The following is a 17,454-nucleotide window of genomic DNA, read 5'->3' as shown; positions in this document are numbered from 1 at the left end:
TGGCCAATCCTGTTGGCCGATGCGACACACCGTTGCCACACACCCCAACCCCTGAGGATCGCTGCATGCCTGGCATCACGCGCGAGGAGGTCGCCCACCTCGCCCGGCTGGCGCGTCTGGAGCTGAAGGGCGAAGAGCTCGATCACTTCGCCGGTCAGCTCGACGACATCATCGGCGCGGTCGCCCGCGTCTCCGAGGTCGCCGACCAAGACGTACCGCCGACCTCCCACCCGCTGCCGCTGACCAACGTCATGCGGGCCGACGTGGTCCGCCCGTCGCTCACCGCCGAGCAGGCGCTCTCCGGCGCTCCCGCCCAGGAGCAGCAGCGTTTCAAGGTGCCGCAGATCCTGGGGGAGGACTAACAGCCATGACGGACCACAGCATCATCATCAAGCTCACCGCGGCCGAGATCGCGTCGGCCATCGCCGCCGGCGAACTCACCGCCGTCGAGGTCACCGAGGCCCACCTGGCCCGGATCGAGGCCGTCGACGAGAAGGTCCACGCCTTCCTGCACATCGACCGCGAGGGCGCGCTCGCGCAGGCCCGCGCCGTCGACGCGAAGAAGGCGGCCGGCGAGAAGCTCGGCCCGCTGGCCGGCGTCCCGCTCGCGCTGAAGGACATCTTCACCACGAAGGACATGCCGACCACCGTCGGCTCCAAGATCCTCGAAGGCTGGGTCCCGCCGTACGACGCGACCCTCACGCGCAAGCTGCGCGAGGCCGACGTCGTCATCCTCGGCAAGACCAACATGGACGAGTTCGCCATGGGGTCCTCCACCGAGAACAGCGCCTACGGCCCGACCGGCAACCCGTGGGACCTCACCCGCATCCCCGGCGGCTCCGGCGGCGGTTCCTCCGCCGCGCTCGCCTCGTACCAGGCGCCGCTCGCCATCGGCACGGACACCGGCGGCTCGATCCGTCAGCCCGCCGCCGTCACCGGCACCGTCGGTGTCAAGCCCACCTACGGCTCGGTCTCCCGCTACGGCATGGTCGCCTTCTCGTCCTCCCTCGACCAGGGCGGCCCCTGCGCCCGTACGGTCCTGGACGCGGCGCTGCTGCACGAGGCCATCGCCGGGCACGACCCGATGGACTCCACCTCCATCGACGCCCCGGTCCCGCCGGTCGTCGAGGCCGCCCGCAACGGCTCCGTCGCGGGCCTGCGCGTCGGCGTCGTCAAGCAGTTCTCGGGCGAGGGCTACCAGGCCGGTGTCGTCCAGCGCTTCAACGAGTCGGTCGAGCTGCTCCGTTCGCTCGGCGCCACCGTCGTCGAGCTGGACTGCCCCTCCTTCGACCTCGCGCTCTCCGCGTACTACCTGATCGCGCCGTCCGAGTGCTCCTCGAACCTGGCCCGCTTCGACGCCATGCGCTACGGCCTGCGGGTCGGCGACGACGGCACGAAGTCCGCCGAGGAGGTCACCGCCCTCACCCGTGAGGCGGGCTTCGGCGACGAGGTCAAGCGCCGCATCATCCTCGGCACGTACGCCCTGAGCTCCGGTTACTACGACGCGTACTACGGCTCGGCGCAGAAGGTCCGCACCCTCATCACCCGCGAGTTCGAGAAGGCATTCGAGCAGGTCGACGTGATCGTGTCGCCGACCACGCCGACCACCGCCTTCCCGATCGGCGAGCGCGCCGACGACCCGATGGCGATGTACCTCGCGGACCTGTGCACCATCCCGACGAACCTCGCCGGCAACTCCGCCATGTCGCTGCCCTGCGGCCTGGCGCCCGAGGACGGCCTGCCGGTCGGTCTCCAGATCATCGCCCCCGCGATGCAGGACGACAGGCTCTACAAGGTCGGAGCCGCGGTCGAGGCCGCCTTCGTGGAACAGTGGGGTCACCCGCTGCTTGAGGAGGCTCCGTCGCTGTGAGTGCCATGGCAAAGAAGGCCAAGAACTTCAAGAAGTCCAAGACCGGTCTGTACGTCTCGCTGGGCTCCACCGCCTTCGGGGCGATCAGCGTCGCCAAGCAGGCGAAGCTGGCGCGCAACGACAACGACGTGCTCCGGCTGATCGACGCGGCCGTCTCCGCCGCGGCGATCGTCACCGGTCTCGCGATCCTGTACCGCGAACTGAAGCGTCTCGGCGACGACGACGTCCTGCTGGGCTGAGAGGGAAAGTTTCACCGTGACTGTCATTGACCTGGTGTCGTACGAGGACGCTCTCGCGACGTACGACCCCGTCATGGGCCTCGAAGTCCATGTCGAGCTGGGCACCAAGACCAAGATGTTCTGCGGCTGCTCCACCGAGCTCAAGCAGGACGCCAACTCGCAGACCTGCCCGGTCTGCCTCGGTCTGCCCGGCGCACTCCCCGTCGTCAACGAGATCGGCGTCGAGTCCGCCATCAAGATCGGCCTCGCGCTGAACTGCGAGATCGCCGAGTGGTGCCGCTTCGCCCGGAAGAACTACTTCTATCCGGACATGCCGAAGAACTTCCAGACCTCCCAGTACGACGAGCCGATCGCCTTCAACGGCTATCTGGACGTCCAGCTGGAGGACGGCGAGATCTTCCGCGTGCAGATCGAGCGCGCCCACATGGAGGAGGACACCGGCAAGTCGACGCACGTCGGCGGTGCCACCGGCCGCATCCACGGCGCCTCGCACTCGCTGCTCGACTACAACCGCGCCGGCATCCCCCTCATCGAGATCGTCACCAAGCCGATCGAGGGAGCGGGCGCCCGGGCCCCCGAGGTGGCCAAGGCGTACGTCGCCGAACTCCGGGAGCTCATCAAGGCGCTCGGCGTCTCGGAAGCCCGCATGGAGATGGGCCAGATGCGCTGCGACGTGAACCTGTCGCTGCGCCCGAACGGCACCGAGACCTTCGGCACCCGCTCCGAGACGAAGAACGTGAACTCCCTGCGTTCCGTCGAGCGGGCCGCCCGGTTCGAGATCCAGCGGCACGCCGCGGTGCTCTCCTCCGGCGGCACGATCGTGCAGGAGACCCGGCACTTCCACGAGGAGGACGGCTCCACCACGGCCGGCCGCATCAAGGACAACGCCGAGGACTACCGCTACTTCCCGGAGCCGGACCTGGTGCCGGTCGCCCCGGCCCGCGAGTGGGTCGAGGAGCTCCGCAAGGGCCTCCCCGAGCTGCCGCGTGTGCGCCGCAACCGGCTCCGTGAGGAGTGGGGTGTCTCCGAGTTCGACATGCAGTCGATCCTGAACGCCGGTGCCGTCGACCTGATCGTCGCCACCACCGAGGCGGGCGCCCCGTCCGACCAGGCCCGCAAGTGGTGGATGGGCGAGCTGGCCCGCAACGCCAACGAGACCGGCCGCGGCCTCGACGAGCTGCCCATCACCCCGGCGCAGGTCGCCCGGGTGACCGAGCTCGTCGCCGCGGGCGACCTCAACGACAAGCTGGCCCGCCAGGTCATCGAGGGTGTCCTCGCGGGCGAGGGCGACCCGGACGCCGTCGTCGTCAAGCGCGGTCTCAAGGTCGTCTCGGACGAGGGCGCGCTGTCCACGGCCGTGGACGAGGCCATCGCCGCCAACGCGGGCATCGCGGACAAGATCCGGGCCGGCAAGGTCGCGGCGGCGGGCGCGCTCGTCGGCGCGGTCATGAAGGCCACCCGCGGTCAGGCCGACGCCGCCCGGGTCCGCGAGCTGATCCTGGAGAAGCTCGGCGTCGAGGGCTGACCCCTCCCCGCACGCGGCTTTGTTCGTACGAAGGGGCGACGCATCCGGCGTTTTCGGGTGCGCCGCCCCTTCGTGCGTGCGGCGGCCTTTCCCCTATATCTGTTCCTGTCCCCGTTTCCCGTGCCCGCCCCGGTGGCGGGCCCGTCGGCCCCGGAGGGTCCGCTGAACACCGTGCTCGCCGCGACCGTCTCCGTCGCCGTCCTCCTCGCGGTCCTGGCGTTCGCGGTCGTCCGCCCGCGCGGGCTGCCCGAGGCCGTGCTGGCCGTGCCCGCCGCCGTGCTCGTGGTGGTGATCGGAGCCGTACCGCTCAGCGAGGCGCGCGAGCAGACCGCAGACCTGCTGCCGGTCGTCGGATTCCTCGCCGCGATCCTCGTGCTCGCCCAGCTCTGCGCCGACGAGGGGCTCTTCACGGCCGCCGGCGACCTGGTCGCCCGGATCTGCGGGGGCCGTACCGTACCGCTGCTCGGCGGGGTGTTCGTGGTGGCCTCGGTCATCACCGCCGTGCTCTCGCTGGACGCCACGGTCGTACTCCTGACCCCCGTCGTCTTCGCCACCGCCGCCCGGGTGGGCGCCCGCCCGCGCCCGTACGTCTACGCCTGCGCGCACCTGGCGAACTCGGCGTCGCTGCTGCTGCCCGTCTCCAACCTCACCAACCTCCTCGCCTTCACCGCGAGCGGACTCTCCTTCACCCGGTTCGCCGCGCTGATGACACTGCCCTGGCTGGCCGCCATCGCCGTCGAGTACGTCGTCTTCCGCCGGGTCTTCGCCGAGGACCTGGCGGCCGGCGCCCACGCGCCGGACCCGGAGGCCGAACGCACCGAGGTGCCCGTCTTCACCCTGGTGGTGCTGGTGCTGACCCTGCTGGGCTTCGTCGTCACCTCCTTCGCGGGCGCGGAACCCCTCTGGGCGGCGCTGGCCGGCGCCCTGGTGCTCGGGGTACGCGCGCTGGGGCAGCGCAGGACCACACCGTTGCGGCTGCTGCACTCCGCGAACGTGCCGTTCTGCCTCTTCGTGCTCGCCCTCGGCGTCGTGGTCAAGGCCGTCGTGGACCACGGGCTCGGCGACGGCATCGGCAAGGTGCTCCCCGACGGCTCCTCGCTGACCGCCCTGCTGGCCGTCGCGGCCGTCGCCGCCGTGCTGGCCAACCTGATCAACAACCTCCCCGCGATCCTCGCGCTGCTGCCGGTCGTCGCGGCGGCCGGCCCCGGACCGCTGCTCGCCGCGCTGATCGGTGTCAACCTCGGACCGAACCTCACGTACGTCGGCTCGCTGGCCACCCTGCTGTGGCGTCGCATCCTGCACGCCCACGACTCCCCGCCCGACCTCGGCCACTTCACCCGGCTCGGCCTGCTGACCGTCCCCGCCACGCTCGCCGTCTCCACGGTCGCGCTGTGGGGGTCGCTGCACCTGATCGGGGTGTGAGCAAGCCACCCCGGGGACAGCCCTTAGCCTCGTACGCATGAGCGAGAACGTGTACGTGGGCAACGCCGGAGCGGACGCGGCGCTGGACCGGGGATGGATTCTCGGGCACTTCAAGGACGCCGCGGACCCCCGTCACAGCGAGGACGTCGAGATCAAGTGGGGCGTCCACCCGCGCGGCGACGAGCGGGCCCAGTGGGTGCGGGGCGAGGAGCGTACGGCGCTGCTGGTGCTCGTCAGCGGGCGGTTCCGGGTGGAGCTGCCCGGCCGGGACGTGGTGCTGTCGCGTCAGGGCGACTACGTGGTCTGGGGCCACGGCGTCGACCACTCCTGGTTCGCGGAGGAGGAGTCGGTCGTGCTGACGGTCCGGTGGCCTTCGGTGCCCGGTTACGCGGTGCCCGACGCCGGTGTACGCGGGCCGGGCTCGGAAGTGGACGTTTGTGCGACTATGTCCGCTGCGCGTACCGACGACGAAGGAGCCGCATGTTCGCTGTGAGTCTGGGTGAGGACGGGGCCGAACTCTGCCCGCTGGAGGTCTGGCAGGCCGAGGAGTTCCTGGCCCACATGGACCGTGCCCGCCCGGCCCTCGACCCCTGGATCCCGTTCGCGTCGAGGGCCACCGACCTGCCCTCCGCCCGCGCCCTGCTCCAGCGGTACGCGGACCAGCAGGCTGCCGACACCGGACGGCTGTACGGCATCCGGCTGGACGGCGTTCTCGTCGGCGGCGTGATGTTCCGGATCTTCGACGCGGAAGAGGGCAACTGCGAGGTGGGCTGCTGGCTGGAGCCGGACGCCGCCGGACGCGGACTGGTGACACGCGCCGTCCACCTGCTCGTCGACTGGGCCGTGGACGTCCGGTCCATGCACCGGATCGAGTGGCACGTCTCCTCCGGGAACGCCCGGTCCATCGCCGTGGCCCGCCGGCTCGGCATGACCCGCGACGGGGTGATGCGGGAGAGTTACCCGTATCACGGTGAGCGTCACGACACCGAGATCTGGTCGGTCCTCGCCCCGGAATGGCGGGCCGCGCGGGCGTGAGCCTGCCGTGACGGCGTCCGGCGGGCCGTGACGTTAAGAGGGTTCTCATACAGGGCACCTAGCGTGCGGCGCATGAACACCTCCACCGCCAAGACCTCTACCGTCCCTGCCGCCGAAGACGCCGGCGAGGAGCAGCAGCCGCCCACGTCCGACGCCGCCGACGCGGTGGCGCCGGGCGGCTCCCCGGCCACCGGGGAGAAGAACGGGCCGTCCGTGCCGGACGCCCTGCGCAAGACCGACGGGTCCGACGAGCCGGACGGCTTCGAGGACCTGGACGAGGATCTGCACGAGGACCTGGAAGACGACGGGGACGACGACGCCTCCCGGGGCGTCGGTGCCGGTGCCGGTGCCGTCGTGTCGGCCGCCCTCGGTGTCGTCGGCCTGGTCGGGGGCTGGACCGGAAAGGTCGCCTCCGAGCGCGAGACCCTGATCGGCCAGATCAAGACCTCCAGCGGTGGCAGTGCCGCCCAGCAGATCGCCGAGATCTACGGCGACTCCTGGCACACCACCGCCCTCGTGAACGGCATCTTCGCGATCCTCGCCCTGCTGGTCGGCGTCTACGTGCTGGTGCGGCCCGCCTTCGGGGCGCCGTCCGCGAAGCCGCAGCCGTCCTGGATCCGCTCCGTCGCCCTCGGCGGCGTGGTGCTCGGCGCGATCGGGCTGGTCCTCTCGATCGCCATGTTCTTCGACCTGATCGTCGGACTGCCCAGCGCCTGAGGCTCCCGGGTGGTGACCGGATCCGGGGATCCGGTCACTATCCGACCTCCACCAGCAGGATGCGGTCGTCGCCCGGCTTCGGGTCGCCGCGTCCGTCGGTGTTGCCCGTCACCACCCACAGCTTGTCGCCGCCCGCCGCGACCACCGTCCGCAGCCTGCCGTACGTCCCTTCCAGGAATGCCTGGGGTTTCGCCAGGGGCTCCTTCGCCGAGCCGGTCAGCGGAATCCGCCAGAGCCGCTCGCCGCGCAGACCCGCCATCCAGATCGAGCCCTTCGCGTACGCGATGCCGCTGGGCGACGCCTCGGCCGTCTTCCACTGGGCGACCGGGTCGATGAAGTCGCCGCCCGCACCCTCCGGCGCGATGCCCTCCACGTCGGGCCAGCCGTAGTTGCCGCCCGGCTCGATCATGTTCAGCTCGTCCCAGGTGTCCTGGCCGAACTCCGAGGCCCACAGCCGCTTCTCGCCGTCCCAGGCGAGGCCCTGCACATTGCGGTGGCCGGGCGAGTAGACCACCGAGTCCGCCTCCGGATTGCCGTGCACCGGCTCCCCGTCCGGGGTCATCCGCAGGATCTTGCCCGCCAGCGAGTCCTCGTCCTGAGCCAGCCCGTCGTCGCCGGTCTCGCCGGTGCCCGCGTACAGCATCCGGTCCGGACCGAACGCGATCCGGCCGCCGTTGTGGATCGCGCCCTTCGGGATACCGCGCAGGATCGTGTCCGGCGCCCCCAACTGCTCACCGGCGGGCCGCTGTTCGTCGTACACCATCCGGGCGATGCGGTTGTCGGACTCGGTCGTGAAGTACGCGTACACCTGGTGGTCGGCACCGTACGTCGCGGAGACGGCCAGCCCCAGCAGCCCGCCCTCCCCGGCGGGCGACACCCCGGGGACGGACCCCAGGAGCGTCTTCTTCCCGGTCTCGGCGTCCACCCGGGTCACCGTGCCCTCGTCCCGGGAGGAGACCAGCAGGTCGCCACCCGGCAGCACCGCGAGCCCCCAGGGGGAGGCCAGGCCGGTGGTGAGGGTAAGGACGATCTTCGCCGACCCTTCGGCGGGCGGCAGCGAGACCGTGGGGGAGGGGGAGGCGGACGGCGAGGCGGCCCCGGTGGGGCCGGTGGCGCCGGGGGTCCCCGGTCCTCCCGGGTCCGCGGACGACGAACAGCCGGCCGTCAGCGCCAGGGCCGCCGCCGCGAGGAGAGCCACCGCCGGGCCGCGTGCCCCGGTGACACGTACTGATCCGAACACCGAACCGCGCACAGAACCGATCCTTCCCCGGGCCCGCCGGGCCCCCTCATCCGCTCCCGGGCCGCCCGTCCGCGGACCGCCCCCGCCCATGGTGCCCGTACCGGCGCCCCGTATCCGGGCATCGCGGCCAGAAGGCAGGTCGCTCCCTCGCCGGCCTCCCGGTGGGCCGGGCCCCCGGCGGGGCATCGGCCGACCGCTGCCGCCCTCGCCGCGGCGCTGGACCGGCCACTCCGTGGTCGCCCCCTCGCCGCGGCGCGACATCGTCCACTCCGCGGTCGCCCTCGCCCCTCGCCCCTCGATGACGGTAGGGGCCGTCAGTCCCAGGACCCGAGGGCCGGCGGGAGCGCGGCGATCTCCGCGAGATCGCGGTCGGTGAGCGCCAGTGCGGCGGCCCCGGCGTTCTCCACCGCCCACTCCTCCCGCTTGGCGCCCGGCACCGGCACCACGTGCGGGCCCTGCCGCAGCACCCACGCCAGCGCCACCTGCGCGGGCGTCGCCCCGTGCCGCTGCGCGACCCGGCGCAGCCCGGCCACCACCGGCTGGTTCGCGGCCATCATCTCGGCCGTGAACCGGGGGTGCCGGGCCCGGGGGTCGTCCGGTTCGAAGCCCTGCCCCGGCTTCAGGGTGCCCGTGAGGTAACCGCTGCCCAGCGGCATCGCGGCCAGCAGCCCCACCCCGCGCGCGGTGCACCAGGGCAGCAGGGACACCAGCGCCTCCGGGGACCACACCGACAGCTCCGCCTCGACCGCGCTGACCGGGAAGACCTGCTGCACCCGCTCCAGCTGCCGGATCGTCGCGTCGTGCAGTCCCGCCCGGGACCGCCGCGGCACCAGCGCGCCCACGGCGCAGAGCCCCAGCGCCCGCACCTTTCCGGCCGTCACCAGCTCCGCCATCGCGCCCCATGTCTCCTCCACCGGCACCTCCGGATCGGCGCGGTGCAGCTGGTACAGGTCGATCACATCGGTCTGCAACCGTCTCAGCGAGGCGTCGCAGGCCCTGCGCACGTACCCGGCGCGACCGTTGGCGACGATGTGCTGATCCCCCACCAGCAGACCGCACTTGGTGGAGATGAAGGCGTCGTCCCGGCGCCCCTTCAACGCCCGGCCGACAAGAAGCTCGTTGGTGAACGGGCCGTACATGTCCGCCGTGTCGAGCAGCCGGACCCCCGCGTCCAGGGCCGCGTGCACCGTACGCACCGAGCGTTCGCCGAGCCGTTGTGACGCGCTGTAGCCCCAACTCATCGTCATGCAGCCCAGCCCCACCGCGCCCACGGCGAGCGCCGCCCCACCGATCGTCCTGCGCTCCAACTCCCCGAACCCTCCCCAGGTCGTGTCACCGCCCAGGGCCCGCCCCGTGCTCGTCCCACGATAGGGAGTGGATCAGCAGGTCGCGTCACGCGGCTCGGGGCGAAGGCGTCGTCCGCGGGTGCCGGAACGCCTCGCCGCGGCGTCCCGGACGCCTTCGCATAGCCTCGGGAGCATGACTTCCACGACCCGCGCCGACGTGTGGCTTCCCCTCCCCGCCGACTCGATGACCGGGCTCCCCGAGGGCCTCGACTACCACTTCTGGGACGGTGGAGCCGAGTTCCCGGCCGACCCGGCGCAGTGCGCCTTCTACGTGGTGCCGTACATGAAGGGACCCGAAGCCTCCGTCCGTCCGATCCCCCTGATGCGCTCGGTACAGGTCGTGCAGACCCTTTCGGCCGGCACCGACCACGTGGAGCCCGCCCTCGCGGGGTTCCCCGCCGGTGTGCGCCTCTGCAACGCCAAGGGCGTGCACGAGGCTTCCACCGCCGAACTCGCGCTCACGCTGATACTGGCCTCGCTCCGGGACGTCCCGGGCTTCGTGCGGGGCCAGGACGCCGAGGAGTGGCGCTCCGGCTTCTATCCGGCGCTCGCCGACAAGTCCGTGCTCATCGTGGGCTACGGCTCGATCGGTGCGGCCGTCGAGGACCGGCTCGCGCCCTTCGAGTGCGCGCGGATCGCGCGCGTCGCGCGCACCCCCCGTACCACCGAGCGCGGGCCGGTGCACGCCCTTGACCGACTGCCCGAGCTGCTCCCGCAGGCCGACGTGGTGATCCTTTCCACCCCGCTGAACCCGTCCACGCGTGGTCTGGTGGACGCGGCGTTCCTCGCCGCGATGCCGGACGGCGCACTGCTGGTGAACATCGCCCGGGGCCCCGTCGTGGACACCAAGGCACTGCTGGTCGAACTGGAGTCGGGGCGCCTGCGGGCCGCGCTCGACGTCACCGACCCGGAACCGCTGCCGGCGGGTCATCCGCTCTGGCACGCTCCCCACGTCCTGATCAGTCCGCACGTGGGTGGCAGCACCTCCGCGTTCCTGCCGCGCGCCAAGCGGCTGATCGCCGGCCAGTTGACCCGATTCGCCGCCGGGGAGCCCGTTCTCAACGTCGTGCACACCACCGGCTGACAGCGGTCCGGAGCCGTGTTGTCGCGCCCTGTACGCACAACACCCCAGGTCGTCACGGAGAGTAGAGGAAGTATGGCTTTGCGTGACGAGTCTGGTGTATCGTCCAGAGGCGGGGGCTGCGCCGTGGAAGGACGGCGGCGGGGCGGGCAGCTGGACGCGAGGGGGCAGTGGGCGATGTGCGGCCAAAAGCGGGACGGACGGACGCCGAACCGGCGGCAGCGGTCTTCGACGGGAGCGCTGCCGGGCAGCCGCCTGCCGTCGCGACCGGTGCCGCGCCGCGTGCCGGTGGGCCGGGGTGTGCCGGCGCCGCACGGAGCCGTGCGGCGGACCGCCCCGGACCCAGGGGCCGTCCGGTGAGCGCCCTGGACGCATCGCTCTCCCGCCGGACGGCCGCGTCCGCCCGCGCGAGGGTGCTGCCCCAAGTCCTGCTCGCCCTCGTCTGCGCGGGGTACGCCGTCGGAGCCGCCGTCGGCTGGGGATCGACCCGACTGGCGCTCTTCATGGGCGACTTCGGCCTCAGCCTGGCGGCCCTCATCGCCTCCGTCTCCTGCTTCCTGTACGCGGGCGCGGCAGGCCGGCCCGCCCGGGCCGCCTGGCTGCTCTTCTCGTTCTCCTCCGCGATGGCCGCCTGCGGCAACGCCGTCTGGGGCTGGTACGAAGTCGTCCTCGACGGACACGTGCCCCCGCTCTCCGCCGCCGACTTCTTCTTCCTCTGCTTCGCGCCCCCCGCGATCATCGGACTCCTGGTGCTCGCCAAGCGCCCCGTCAACCGCGCCGGCTGGTTCTGTCTGGTGCTCGACAGCTGGCTGATCGGCGGATCGCTGCTCACCCTCTCCTGGAGCCTCGCCCTCGCCCACACCACCGACGTCGTCGGTGAGGGGGAGAGCGTCGCCCGCGCCGCACTCTCGCTGGCCTATCCGCTGCTCGACATCGTGCTCGTCTCGATGGTCCTGGCCCTGCACTTCCGGCAGAACAACGCCAACCGCTCCGCGGTCAACACCGCCATCGCCGGACTCGCCCTGACCGTCGTCAGCGACGCCCTGTTCACCTCGCCGCTGCTCCGCTCGACCTACCACTCGGGGCAGCTCCTCGACGCGGGCTGGTTCGCCGGCTCGCTCCTGCTCGCGTACGCGCCCTGGGGCGTACGGCACACGGCCGGGCATCCCGAGTTCGCCGAACGCCCCGGCCGGGCGGGGCGCGCCACCAGCCGCCCGATCGCCGGATCGCTGGCCGCGCTCACGCCCTACCTCGCCGCCGCCGTCTGCACCCTCGGCATCCTCTACAACGTCGTCGAAGGCCGCCGGGTCGACGCCGTGGTGGTCTTCACCGGCTGCGCGGTCGTGCTGGCCCTCGTGCTGCGCCAGGCGATCATGCTGCTGGACAACCTCACCCTCACCCAGGAACTCGCCCAGCAGGAGAACCACTTCCGCTCCCTGGTCCAGGGCTCCAGCGACGTCATCATGATCGCCGACGCCAACGGCAAGCTCCGCTACGTCAGTCCGGCGGCGGCCGGGGTGTACGGCTGCCCGGCGGAAGACCTGCTCGAAGCCGAACTCATCTCGATCATCCACCCCGACGACCGCGGCAGAGTCGTCCACCAGGTGCGGCGCTTCCTCGCCGCCCACCCCGTCGAGGAGCCCACCACCCGGATCGAGTGCCGCTTCCGGTCGGGCGCCGGGGACTGGCTCAACGTCGAGTCCACCGTCAACCGCCACCACGGCGGCCTCCTGCTCAACAGTCGCGACGTCACGGAACGCGTCCGCCTCCAGGCCCAGTTGCAGCACAACGCCGAACACGACCCGCTCACCGACCTGCCCAACCGGGCGCTCTTCACGACCCGGGTGCGCCAGGCACTCGGCGGAAGGCGCGCGGGCGACCTCGGCACCGCCGTGCTCTTCATCGACCTCGACGGCTTCAAAGCCGTCAACGACACCATCGGACACCAGGCGGGCGACGAACTCCTCGTCCAAGCCGCCCAGCGGCTCGCCGACTCCGTCCGGGCCGGGGACACCGCCGCCCGCCTCGGCGGCGACGAGTTCGCCGCGCTGATCCTCGGCGACGGTACCCGCGACCAGGCCGCCCGGGAGTACCAGGTCCATGAGATCGCGGACCGGCTGCGCCTCACCCTCTCCCAGCCCTACCTCATCGGCCCCGGCGAGGTGAGGGTGGCGGCCTCCATCGGTGTCGCCTTCACCGAGCCCGGGATCACCCCCAACGACCTGATGCGCAACGCCGACCTCGCGATGTACCGCGCCAAGGCCGCCGGCAAGGACCGGGTCGAGCTGTACGCCCCCCAGATGCAGGCCGACGTGGTGCGCCGCTCCGAGCTCGCGGTCCGGCTGCGCACCGCCCTGCGGGACGGCGAGTTCGCCCTGCTCCACCAGCCCGTGGTGCACCTCGCCACCGGCACCGTCGCCGCGGTGGCCGCCCAGGCCCGCTGGCGTTCCGCCCAGGGCATCCTCTTCACCCCCGCCGAGTTCCTGCGTACCGCCGACGACGGCGACCGCACCGCCGAGCTCGGCCGCTGGCTCCTGGAGGAAGCCGTCCAGCAGGCCGCCGAGCGCACCAGGGCCGGGTACCCGGTCTCCGTGTCCGTACGGCTCTCCGCCGGGCGGCTGCTGGACAACGCCCTTCCGTTCGGCTCGGTCGAGGCGCTGCTGACCCGGCACGGCCTGCCCTCCGGCGCCCTGATGATCGAAGTGGGCGACAGCGACCCCCGGATCTCCTTCGACGAACTCGAACGCCGTCTCGTGGCGCTGCGCCGTCTCGGTGTGCGCATCGCGCTCGACGGCTTCGGCAGCGGGTACGCCGCCATCAACGCGCTGCGCCGCCTCCCCATCGACGTACTCAAACTCGACCGGGGTCTGGTCGAGGGTGTGGTGGAGTCGGCCCGTCTGCACAAGATCACCAGCGGGCTGCTGCGGATCGCCTGCGATCTCGGGATGCAGTCGGTGGCGGACGGCGTGGACGTCCCGGAGCAGGTGCTCGCGCTGCGGGCCATGGGGTGCACCCACGGCCAGGGGACGGCCTTCTCGGGGCCGCTGGACGAGTACCGCCTGCGCCACGCGCTGCGGCGCGGGCACTTCCCCGTACCCGGCGTACCGGCAGCTCAGCCGGTTCTCGCCGGGGGTTCGCCACCCCGGTTGGGCGGCTCACATGATGAGACGTCCGTCCCACCCGCTTGACACGGCCGCCGTGCCGGAGAGAGGGTCAATGCCATGCGCACCCGAATTCTCGTACTTGGAAAGCGCGTCGGCTGAAGCGGAGTCACACGACACTCCGCTTACCGCACCGGCGCGCTCCCCTCGCTTGCCTCACGGCACGAGGGGTTTTTTGTTGCACTGGCACTCCCCAAAACCCCGCAAAACCCTCAGCCTCGAGAAGAGAATGCCGATGACCGAGCAGGCCACCGGGGCCCACCACCCCCAGTCGCGGTCCCGTAACGGCGGACAGCCGTCCGCCATCGTTGAGCACGTCACGGGCGCGCAGTCCCTCATCCGTTCTCTCGAAGAAGTCGGCGCCGACACGGTATTCGGCCTTCCCGGCGGCTGTATTCTCCCCGCCTACGACCCGCTGATGGACTCCACCCGGGTCCGCCACGTCCTGGTGCGGCACGAGCAGGGTGCGGGCCACGCCGCCTCGGGGTACGCCCTCGCCACTGGCAAGGTCGGCGTGTGCATGGCAACTTCGGGCCCCGGCGCCACCAACCTGGTGACCCCGATCGCCGACGCGCACATGGACTCCGTGCCGATCGTCGCGATCACCGGGCAGGTCGTCACCGCGTCCATCGGCACGGACGCCTTCCAGGAAGCCGACATCTGCGGCATCACCATGCCGATCACCAAGCACAACTTCCTGGTGACCAACGCAGACGACATCCCGCACACCATCGCCGAGGCCTTCCACATCGCCTCCAGCGGCCGTCCGGGCCCCGTTCTCGTCGACATCGCCAAGGACGCTCTCCAGGCGCAGACCACCTTCAGCTGGCCGCCCACCCAGGACCTCCCGGGCTACCGCCCGGTCACCAAGCCCCACGCCAAGCAGATCCGCGAGGCCGCCCGTCTCATCACCCAGGCCAAGCGCCCGGTGCTGTACGTCGGCGGCGGCGTGATGAAGGCCGGTGCCACGGCCGAGCTGAAGGTCCTCGCCGAGCTCACCGGAGCCCCGGTCACCACCACCCTGATGGCGCTGGGTTCCTTCCCCGACAGCCACCCGCTGCACGTGGGCATGCCCGGCATGCACGGTTCGGTCACCGCCGTCACCGCGCTGCAGAAGGCCGACCTGATCGTCGCCCTCGGCGCCCGCTTCGACGACCGCGTCACCGGCAAGCTGGACAGCTTCGCCCCCTACGCCAAGATCGTGCACGCCGACATCGACCCGGCCGAGATCGGCAAGAACCGCCTCGCCGACGTGCCGATCGTGGGCGACGCCCGCGAGGTCATCGCCGATCTGATCCAGGCGGTCCAGGCGGAGCACACCGAGGGCAACACCGGCGACTACAGCGCCTGGTGGAAGGACCTCAACCGCTGGCGCGAGACCTACCCCCTCGGTTACGACATGCCCGAGGACGGCAGCCTCTCCCCGCAGCAGGTCATCCAGCGCATCGGTGAACTCGCCCCCGAGGGAACGATCTTCGCCGCGGGCGTCGGCCAGCACCAGATGTGGGCCTCGCACTTCATCCAGTACGAGCAGCCCGCCACCTGGCTCAACAGCGGCGGCGCCGGGACGATGGGTTACGCGGTCCCGGCCGCGATGGGCGCCAAGGTCGGCCGGCCGGACGCTCCCGTCTGGGCCATCGACGGCGACGGCTGCTTCCAGATGACCAACCAGGAACTCACCACCTGCGCCCTGAACAACATCCCGATCAAGGTCGCCATCATCAACAACGGCGTCCTCGGGATGGTCCGCCAGTGGCAGACCCTCTTCTACAACCAGCGGTACTCCAACACCGTGCTGAGCGGCGGAGCGGACACCGACGGCGTCCCGCAGCGGGGCACCCGGGTGCCTGACTTCGTCAAGCTCTCCGAGGCGATGGGCTGCTACGCCATCCGCTGCGAGGACCCCGCAGACCTGGACAAGGTCATCGAAGAGGCCAACGCCATCAACGACCGCCCGGTCGTCATCGACTTCATCGTCCACGAGGACGCCATGGTGTGGCCGATGGTCGCCGCCGGCACCTCCAACGACGAGGTCATGGCCGCCCGCGGTGTCCGCCCCGACTTCGGCGACAACGAAGACGACTGAGAGACAGAGAGACCGACTCCATGTCCACCAAGCACACGCTCTCCGTTCTCGTCGAGAACAAGCCCGGTGTCCTCGCCCGGATCACCGCCCTCTTCTCCCGGCGCGGGTTCAACATCGACTCGCTCGCCGTCGGGACCACCGAACACCCCGACATCTCCCGCATCACCATCGTGGTCAATGTCGAGGACCTGCCCCTGGAGCAGGTGACCAAGCAGCTCAACAAGCTGGTCAACGTCCTGAAGATCGTCGAACTGGAGCCCGGCGCTGCGATCCAGCGCGAGCTCGTCCTGGTGAAGGTCCGTGCGGACAACGAAACCCGCTCGCAGATCGTCGAGATCGTCCAGCTGTTCCGCGCCAAGACCGTCGACGTCTCCCCGGAGGCGGTCACGATCGAGGCGACCGGAGGTGCCGAGAAGCTGACGGCGATGCTCAAGATGCTGGAGCAGTACGGCATCAAGGAGCTCGTCCAGTCGGGCACCATCGCCATAGGGCGCGGCGCGCGCTCGATCACCGACCGATCCCTGCGCGCTCTCGACCGCACCGCATGACCCCGCGGAGGGACCGCGGCGCGTAGCCCGGACCCTCCGCCCCCGTCTCGCCGCTCGGATGGCGAGACCGGAGAACGTACACGGCGCCCCCCGCCGTACGGTGGGACGCAACACCTGCACACCAAGGAGAAACACCAGTGGCCGAGCTGTTCTACGACGCCGACGCAGACCTGTCCATCATCCAGGGCCGCAAGGTCGCGGTCATCGGCTACGGCAGCCAGGGCCACGCCCACGCGCTGTCGCTGCGCGACTCCGGCGTCGACGTCCGCGTCGGTCTGCACGAGGGCTCCAAGTCCAAGGCCAAGGCCGAGGAGCAGGGTCTGCGCGTGGTGACCCCGGCCGAGGCCGCGGCCGAGGCCGACGTCATCATGATCCTCGTGCCGGACCCGATCCAGGCCCAGGTCTACGAGGAGTCCATCAAGGACAACCTCAAGGACGGCGACGCGCTGTTCTTCGGACACGGCCTGAACATCCGCTTCGACTTCATCAAGCCGCCGGCCAACGTCGACGTCTGCATGGTCGCCCCCAAGGGCCCGGGTCACCTGGTCCGCCGCCAGTACGAAGAGGGCCGCGGCGTCCCCTGCATCGTGGCCGTCGAGCAGGACCCCTCGGGCAAGGGCCTGGAGCTGGCGCTCTCCTACGCGAAGGGCATCGGCGGCACCCGCGCCGGCGTCATCAAGACGACCTTCAAGGAAGAGACCGAGACCGACCTCTTCGGTGAGCAGGCCGTCCTCTGCGGTGGCACCGCCGCCCTGGTCAAGGCCGGTTTCGAGACCCTGACCGAGGCCGGCTACCAGCCGGAGATCGCGTACTTCGAGTGCCTCCACGAGCTGAAGCTCATCGTGGACCTCATGTACGAGGGCGGCCTGGAGAAGATGCGCTGGTCCATCTCGGAGACCGCCGAGTGGGGCGACTACGTCACCGGCCCGCGCATCATCACGGACGCCACCAAGGCCGAGATGAAGAAGGTCCTCGCCGAGATCCAGGACGGCACCTTCGCCAAGAACTGGATGGCCGAGTACCACAACGGTCTGCCCAAGTACAACGAGTACAAGAAGGCCGACAGCGACCACCTGCTGGAGACCACCGGCCGTGAGCTCCGCAAGCTCATGAGCTGGGTGAACGACGAGGCGTAAGCCTCCCGGCCGCCGGACGGGTCCCGCCCGCACGAGGGGGGACCCGCC

15 protein-coding genes are annotated in these 17,454 nt (G+C 71.2%); 13 read left to right on the top strand and 2 right to left on the bottom strand.

Annotated elements, in window-relative coordinates; translation table 11 throughout:
- Positions 1 to 65 precede the first annotated feature (65 nt).
- The 8 genes from gatC (at position 66) to ACFWEP_RS10305 (ending at position 6,808) form a co-directional block, all read left to right on the top strand.
- Positions 66 to 362 (top strand): Asp-tRNA(Asn)/Glu-tRNA(Gln) amidotransferase subunit GatC, encoded by a 297-nt coding sequence (gatC, locus tag ACFWEP_RS10340; RefSeq protein ID WP_266709411.1) that lies wholly within the window; start codon positions 66 to 68, stop codon positions 360 to 362.
- A gap of 5 nt (positions 363 to 367) precedes the next feature.
- Positions 368 to 1,870, top strand: a complete 1,503-nt coding sequence (gatA, locus tag ACFWEP_RS10335) for an Asp-tRNA(Asn)/Glu-tRNA(Gln) amidotransferase subunit GatA (protein ID WP_387368475.1) — start codon at positions 368 to 370, stop codon at positions 1,868 to 1,870.
- Positions 1,871 to 1,875: 5 nt separating this feature from the next.
- A complete protein-coding gene (locus tag ACFWEP_RS10330; protein ID WP_073727053.1) occupies positions 1,876 to 2,109 on the top strand; it encodes a hypothetical protein in 234 nt (77 codons plus the stop codon).
- Between the two features lie 16 nt (positions 2,110 to 2,125).
- Positions 2,126 to 3,634, top strand: coding sequence for an Asp-tRNA(Asn)/Glu-tRNA(Gln) amidotransferase subunit GatB (gene gatB, locus ACFWEP_RS10325; protein WP_387368474.1), 1,509 nt, complete (start codon positions 2,126 to 2,128; stop codon positions 3,632 to 3,634).
- Positions 3,635 to 3,796: 162 nt separating this feature from the next.
- Positions 3,797 to 5,056 (top strand): SLC13 family permease, encoded by a 1,260-nt coding sequence (locus ACFWEP_RS10320; RefSeq protein ID WP_387368488.1) that lies wholly within the window; start codon positions 3,797 to 3,799, stop codon positions 5,054 to 5,056.
- A gap of 37 nt (positions 5,057 to 5,093) precedes the next feature.
- Entirely contained in the window at positions 5,094 to 5,549 is a 456-nt protein-coding gene (locus ACFWEP_RS10315; protein WP_387368473.1) for a signal peptidase I, read from the top strand.
- Complete coding sequence (locus ACFWEP_RS10310) at positions 5,537 to 6,091, top strand: GNAT family N-acetyltransferase (RefSeq protein WP_387368471.1); 555 nt, start codon at positions 5,537 to 5,539, stop codon at positions 6,089 to 6,091. The genes ACFWEP_RS10315 and ACFWEP_RS10310 overlap by 13 nt, the downstream gene beginning before the upstream one ends.
- Positions 6,092 to 6,163: 72 nt before the next feature.
- Positions 6,164 to 6,808 carry a hypothetical protein gene (locus tag ACFWEP_RS10305; protein ID WP_387368470.1) on the top strand — a complete coding sequence of 215 codons (645 nt, stop codon included), beginning with the start codon at positions 6,164 to 6,166 and terminating at the stop codon, positions 6,806 to 6,808.
- Positions 6,809 to 6,845: 37 nt separating this feature from the next.
- On the opposite strand, the gene ACFWEP_RS10300 is transcribed toward ACFWEP_RS10305, so the two are convergent.
- Both ACFWEP_RS10300 and ACFWEP_RS10295 read right to left on the bottom strand, forming a co-directional pair.
- Positions 6,846 to 8,006: a PQQ-dependent sugar dehydrogenase gene (locus ACFWEP_RS10300; protein WP_387368487.1), complete on the bottom strand. Its 1,161-nt coding sequence runs from the start codon at positions 8,004 to 8,006 to the stop codon at positions 6,846 to 6,848.
- A 356-nt stretch (positions 8,007 to 8,362) separates the two neighbouring features.
- The gene (locus ACFWEP_RS10295) at positions 8,363 to 9,355 is read right to left on the bottom strand and encodes an aldo/keto reductase (RefSeq protein WP_387368469.1); all 993 of its coding nucleotides are present in this window, start codon (positions 9,353 to 9,355) and stop codon (positions 8,363 to 8,365) included.
- 172 nt (positions 9,356 to 9,527) lie between these two features.
- Here ACFWEP_RS10295 and ACFWEP_RS10290 point away from each other — a divergent pair, with 172 nt between their 5' ends.
- The 5 genes from ACFWEP_RS10290 to ilvC all read left to right on the top strand — a co-directional run bounded on the left by ACFWEP_RS10290 (position 9,528) and on the right by ilvC (position 17,406).
- Positions 9,528 to 10,478 (top strand): 2-hydroxyacid dehydrogenase, encoded by a 951-nt coding sequence (locus ACFWEP_RS10290; RefSeq protein WP_387368468.1) that lies wholly within the window; start codon positions 9,528 to 9,530, stop codon positions 10,476 to 10,478.
- A gap of 353 nt (positions 10,479 to 10,831) precedes the next feature.
- Positions 10,832 to 13,663 carry a putative bifunctional diguanylate cyclase/phosphodiesterase gene (locus ACFWEP_RS10285; RefSeq protein ID WP_387368466.1) on the top strand — a complete coding sequence of 944 codons (2,832 nt, stop codon included), beginning with the start codon at positions 10,832 to 10,834 and terminating at the stop codon, positions 13,661 to 13,663.
- A 202-nt stretch (positions 13,664 to 13,865) separates the two neighbouring features.
- Entirely contained in the window at positions 13,866 to 15,722 is a 1,857-nt protein-coding gene (locus ACFWEP_RS10280; RefSeq protein ID WP_387368464.1) for an acetolactate synthase large subunit, read from the top strand.
- A 20-nt stretch (positions 15,723 to 15,742) separates the two neighbouring features.
- The gene (gene ilvN / locus ACFWEP_RS10275; RefSeq protein ID WP_328719255.1) at positions 15,743 to 16,270 is read left to right on the top strand and encodes an acetolactate synthase small subunit; all 528 of its coding nucleotides are present in this window, start codon (positions 15,743 to 15,745) and stop codon (positions 16,268 to 16,270) included.
- Positions 16,271 to 16,407: 137 nt separating this feature from the next.
- On the top strand, positions 16,408 to 17,406 hold the full coding sequence (gene ilvC / locus ACFWEP_RS10270) for a ketol-acid reductoisomerase (protein ID WP_387368461.1): 999 nt from the start codon (positions 16,408 to 16,410) through the stop codon (positions 17,404 to 17,406).
- The last annotated feature ends 48 nt before the right edge of the window (positions 17,407 to 17,454 follow it).

The organism is Streptomyces sp. NPDC060198 (genome assembly GCF_042728415.1).
Lineage (GTDB): Bacteria > Actinomycetota > Actinomycetes > Streptomycetales > Streptomycetaceae > Streptomyces.
Note: the sequence above shows the minus strand (reverse complement) of the source record. Positions and strands in the feature narration are given on the sequence as shown.

Excerpts from the sequence above, each read along its gene's own strand:
- gatC (WP_266709411.1), top strand. The coding sequence starts at position 66 with ATGCCTGGCATCACGCGCGAGGAGGTCGCCCACCTCGCCCGGCTGGCG.
- gatA (WP_387368475.1), top strand. The coding sequence starts at position 368 with ATGACGGACCACAGCATCATCATCAAGCTCACCGCGGCCGAGATCGCG.
- ACFWEP_RS10330 (WP_073727053.1), top strand. The coding sequence starts at position 1,876 with ATGGCAAAGAAGGCCAAGAACTTCAAGAAGTCCAAGACCGGTCTGTAC.
- ACFWEP_RS10315 (WP_387368473.1), top strand. The coding sequence starts at position 5,094 with ATGAGCGAGAACGTGTACGTGGGCAACGCCGGAGCGGACGCGGCGCTG.
- ACFWEP_RS10310 (WP_387368471.1), top strand. The coding sequence starts at position 5,537 with ATGTTCGCTGTGAGTCTGGGTGAGGACGGGGCCGAACTCTGCCCGCTG.
- ACFWEP_RS10305 (WP_387368470.1), top strand. The coding sequence starts at position 6,164 with ATGAACACCTCCACCGCCAAGACCTCTACCGTCCCTGCCGCCGAAGAC.
- ACFWEP_RS10290 (WP_387368468.1), top strand. The coding sequence starts at position 9,528 with ATGACTTCCACGACCCGCGCCGACGTGTGGCTTCCCCTCCCCGCCGAC.
- ACFWEP_RS10280 (WP_387368464.1), top strand. The coding sequence starts at position 13,866 with ATGCCGATGACCGAGCAGGCCACCGGGGCCCACCACCCCCAGTCGCGG.
- ilvN (WP_328719255.1), top strand. The coding sequence starts at position 15,743 with ATGTCCACCAAGCACACGCTCTCCGTTCTCGTCGAGAACAAGCCCGGT.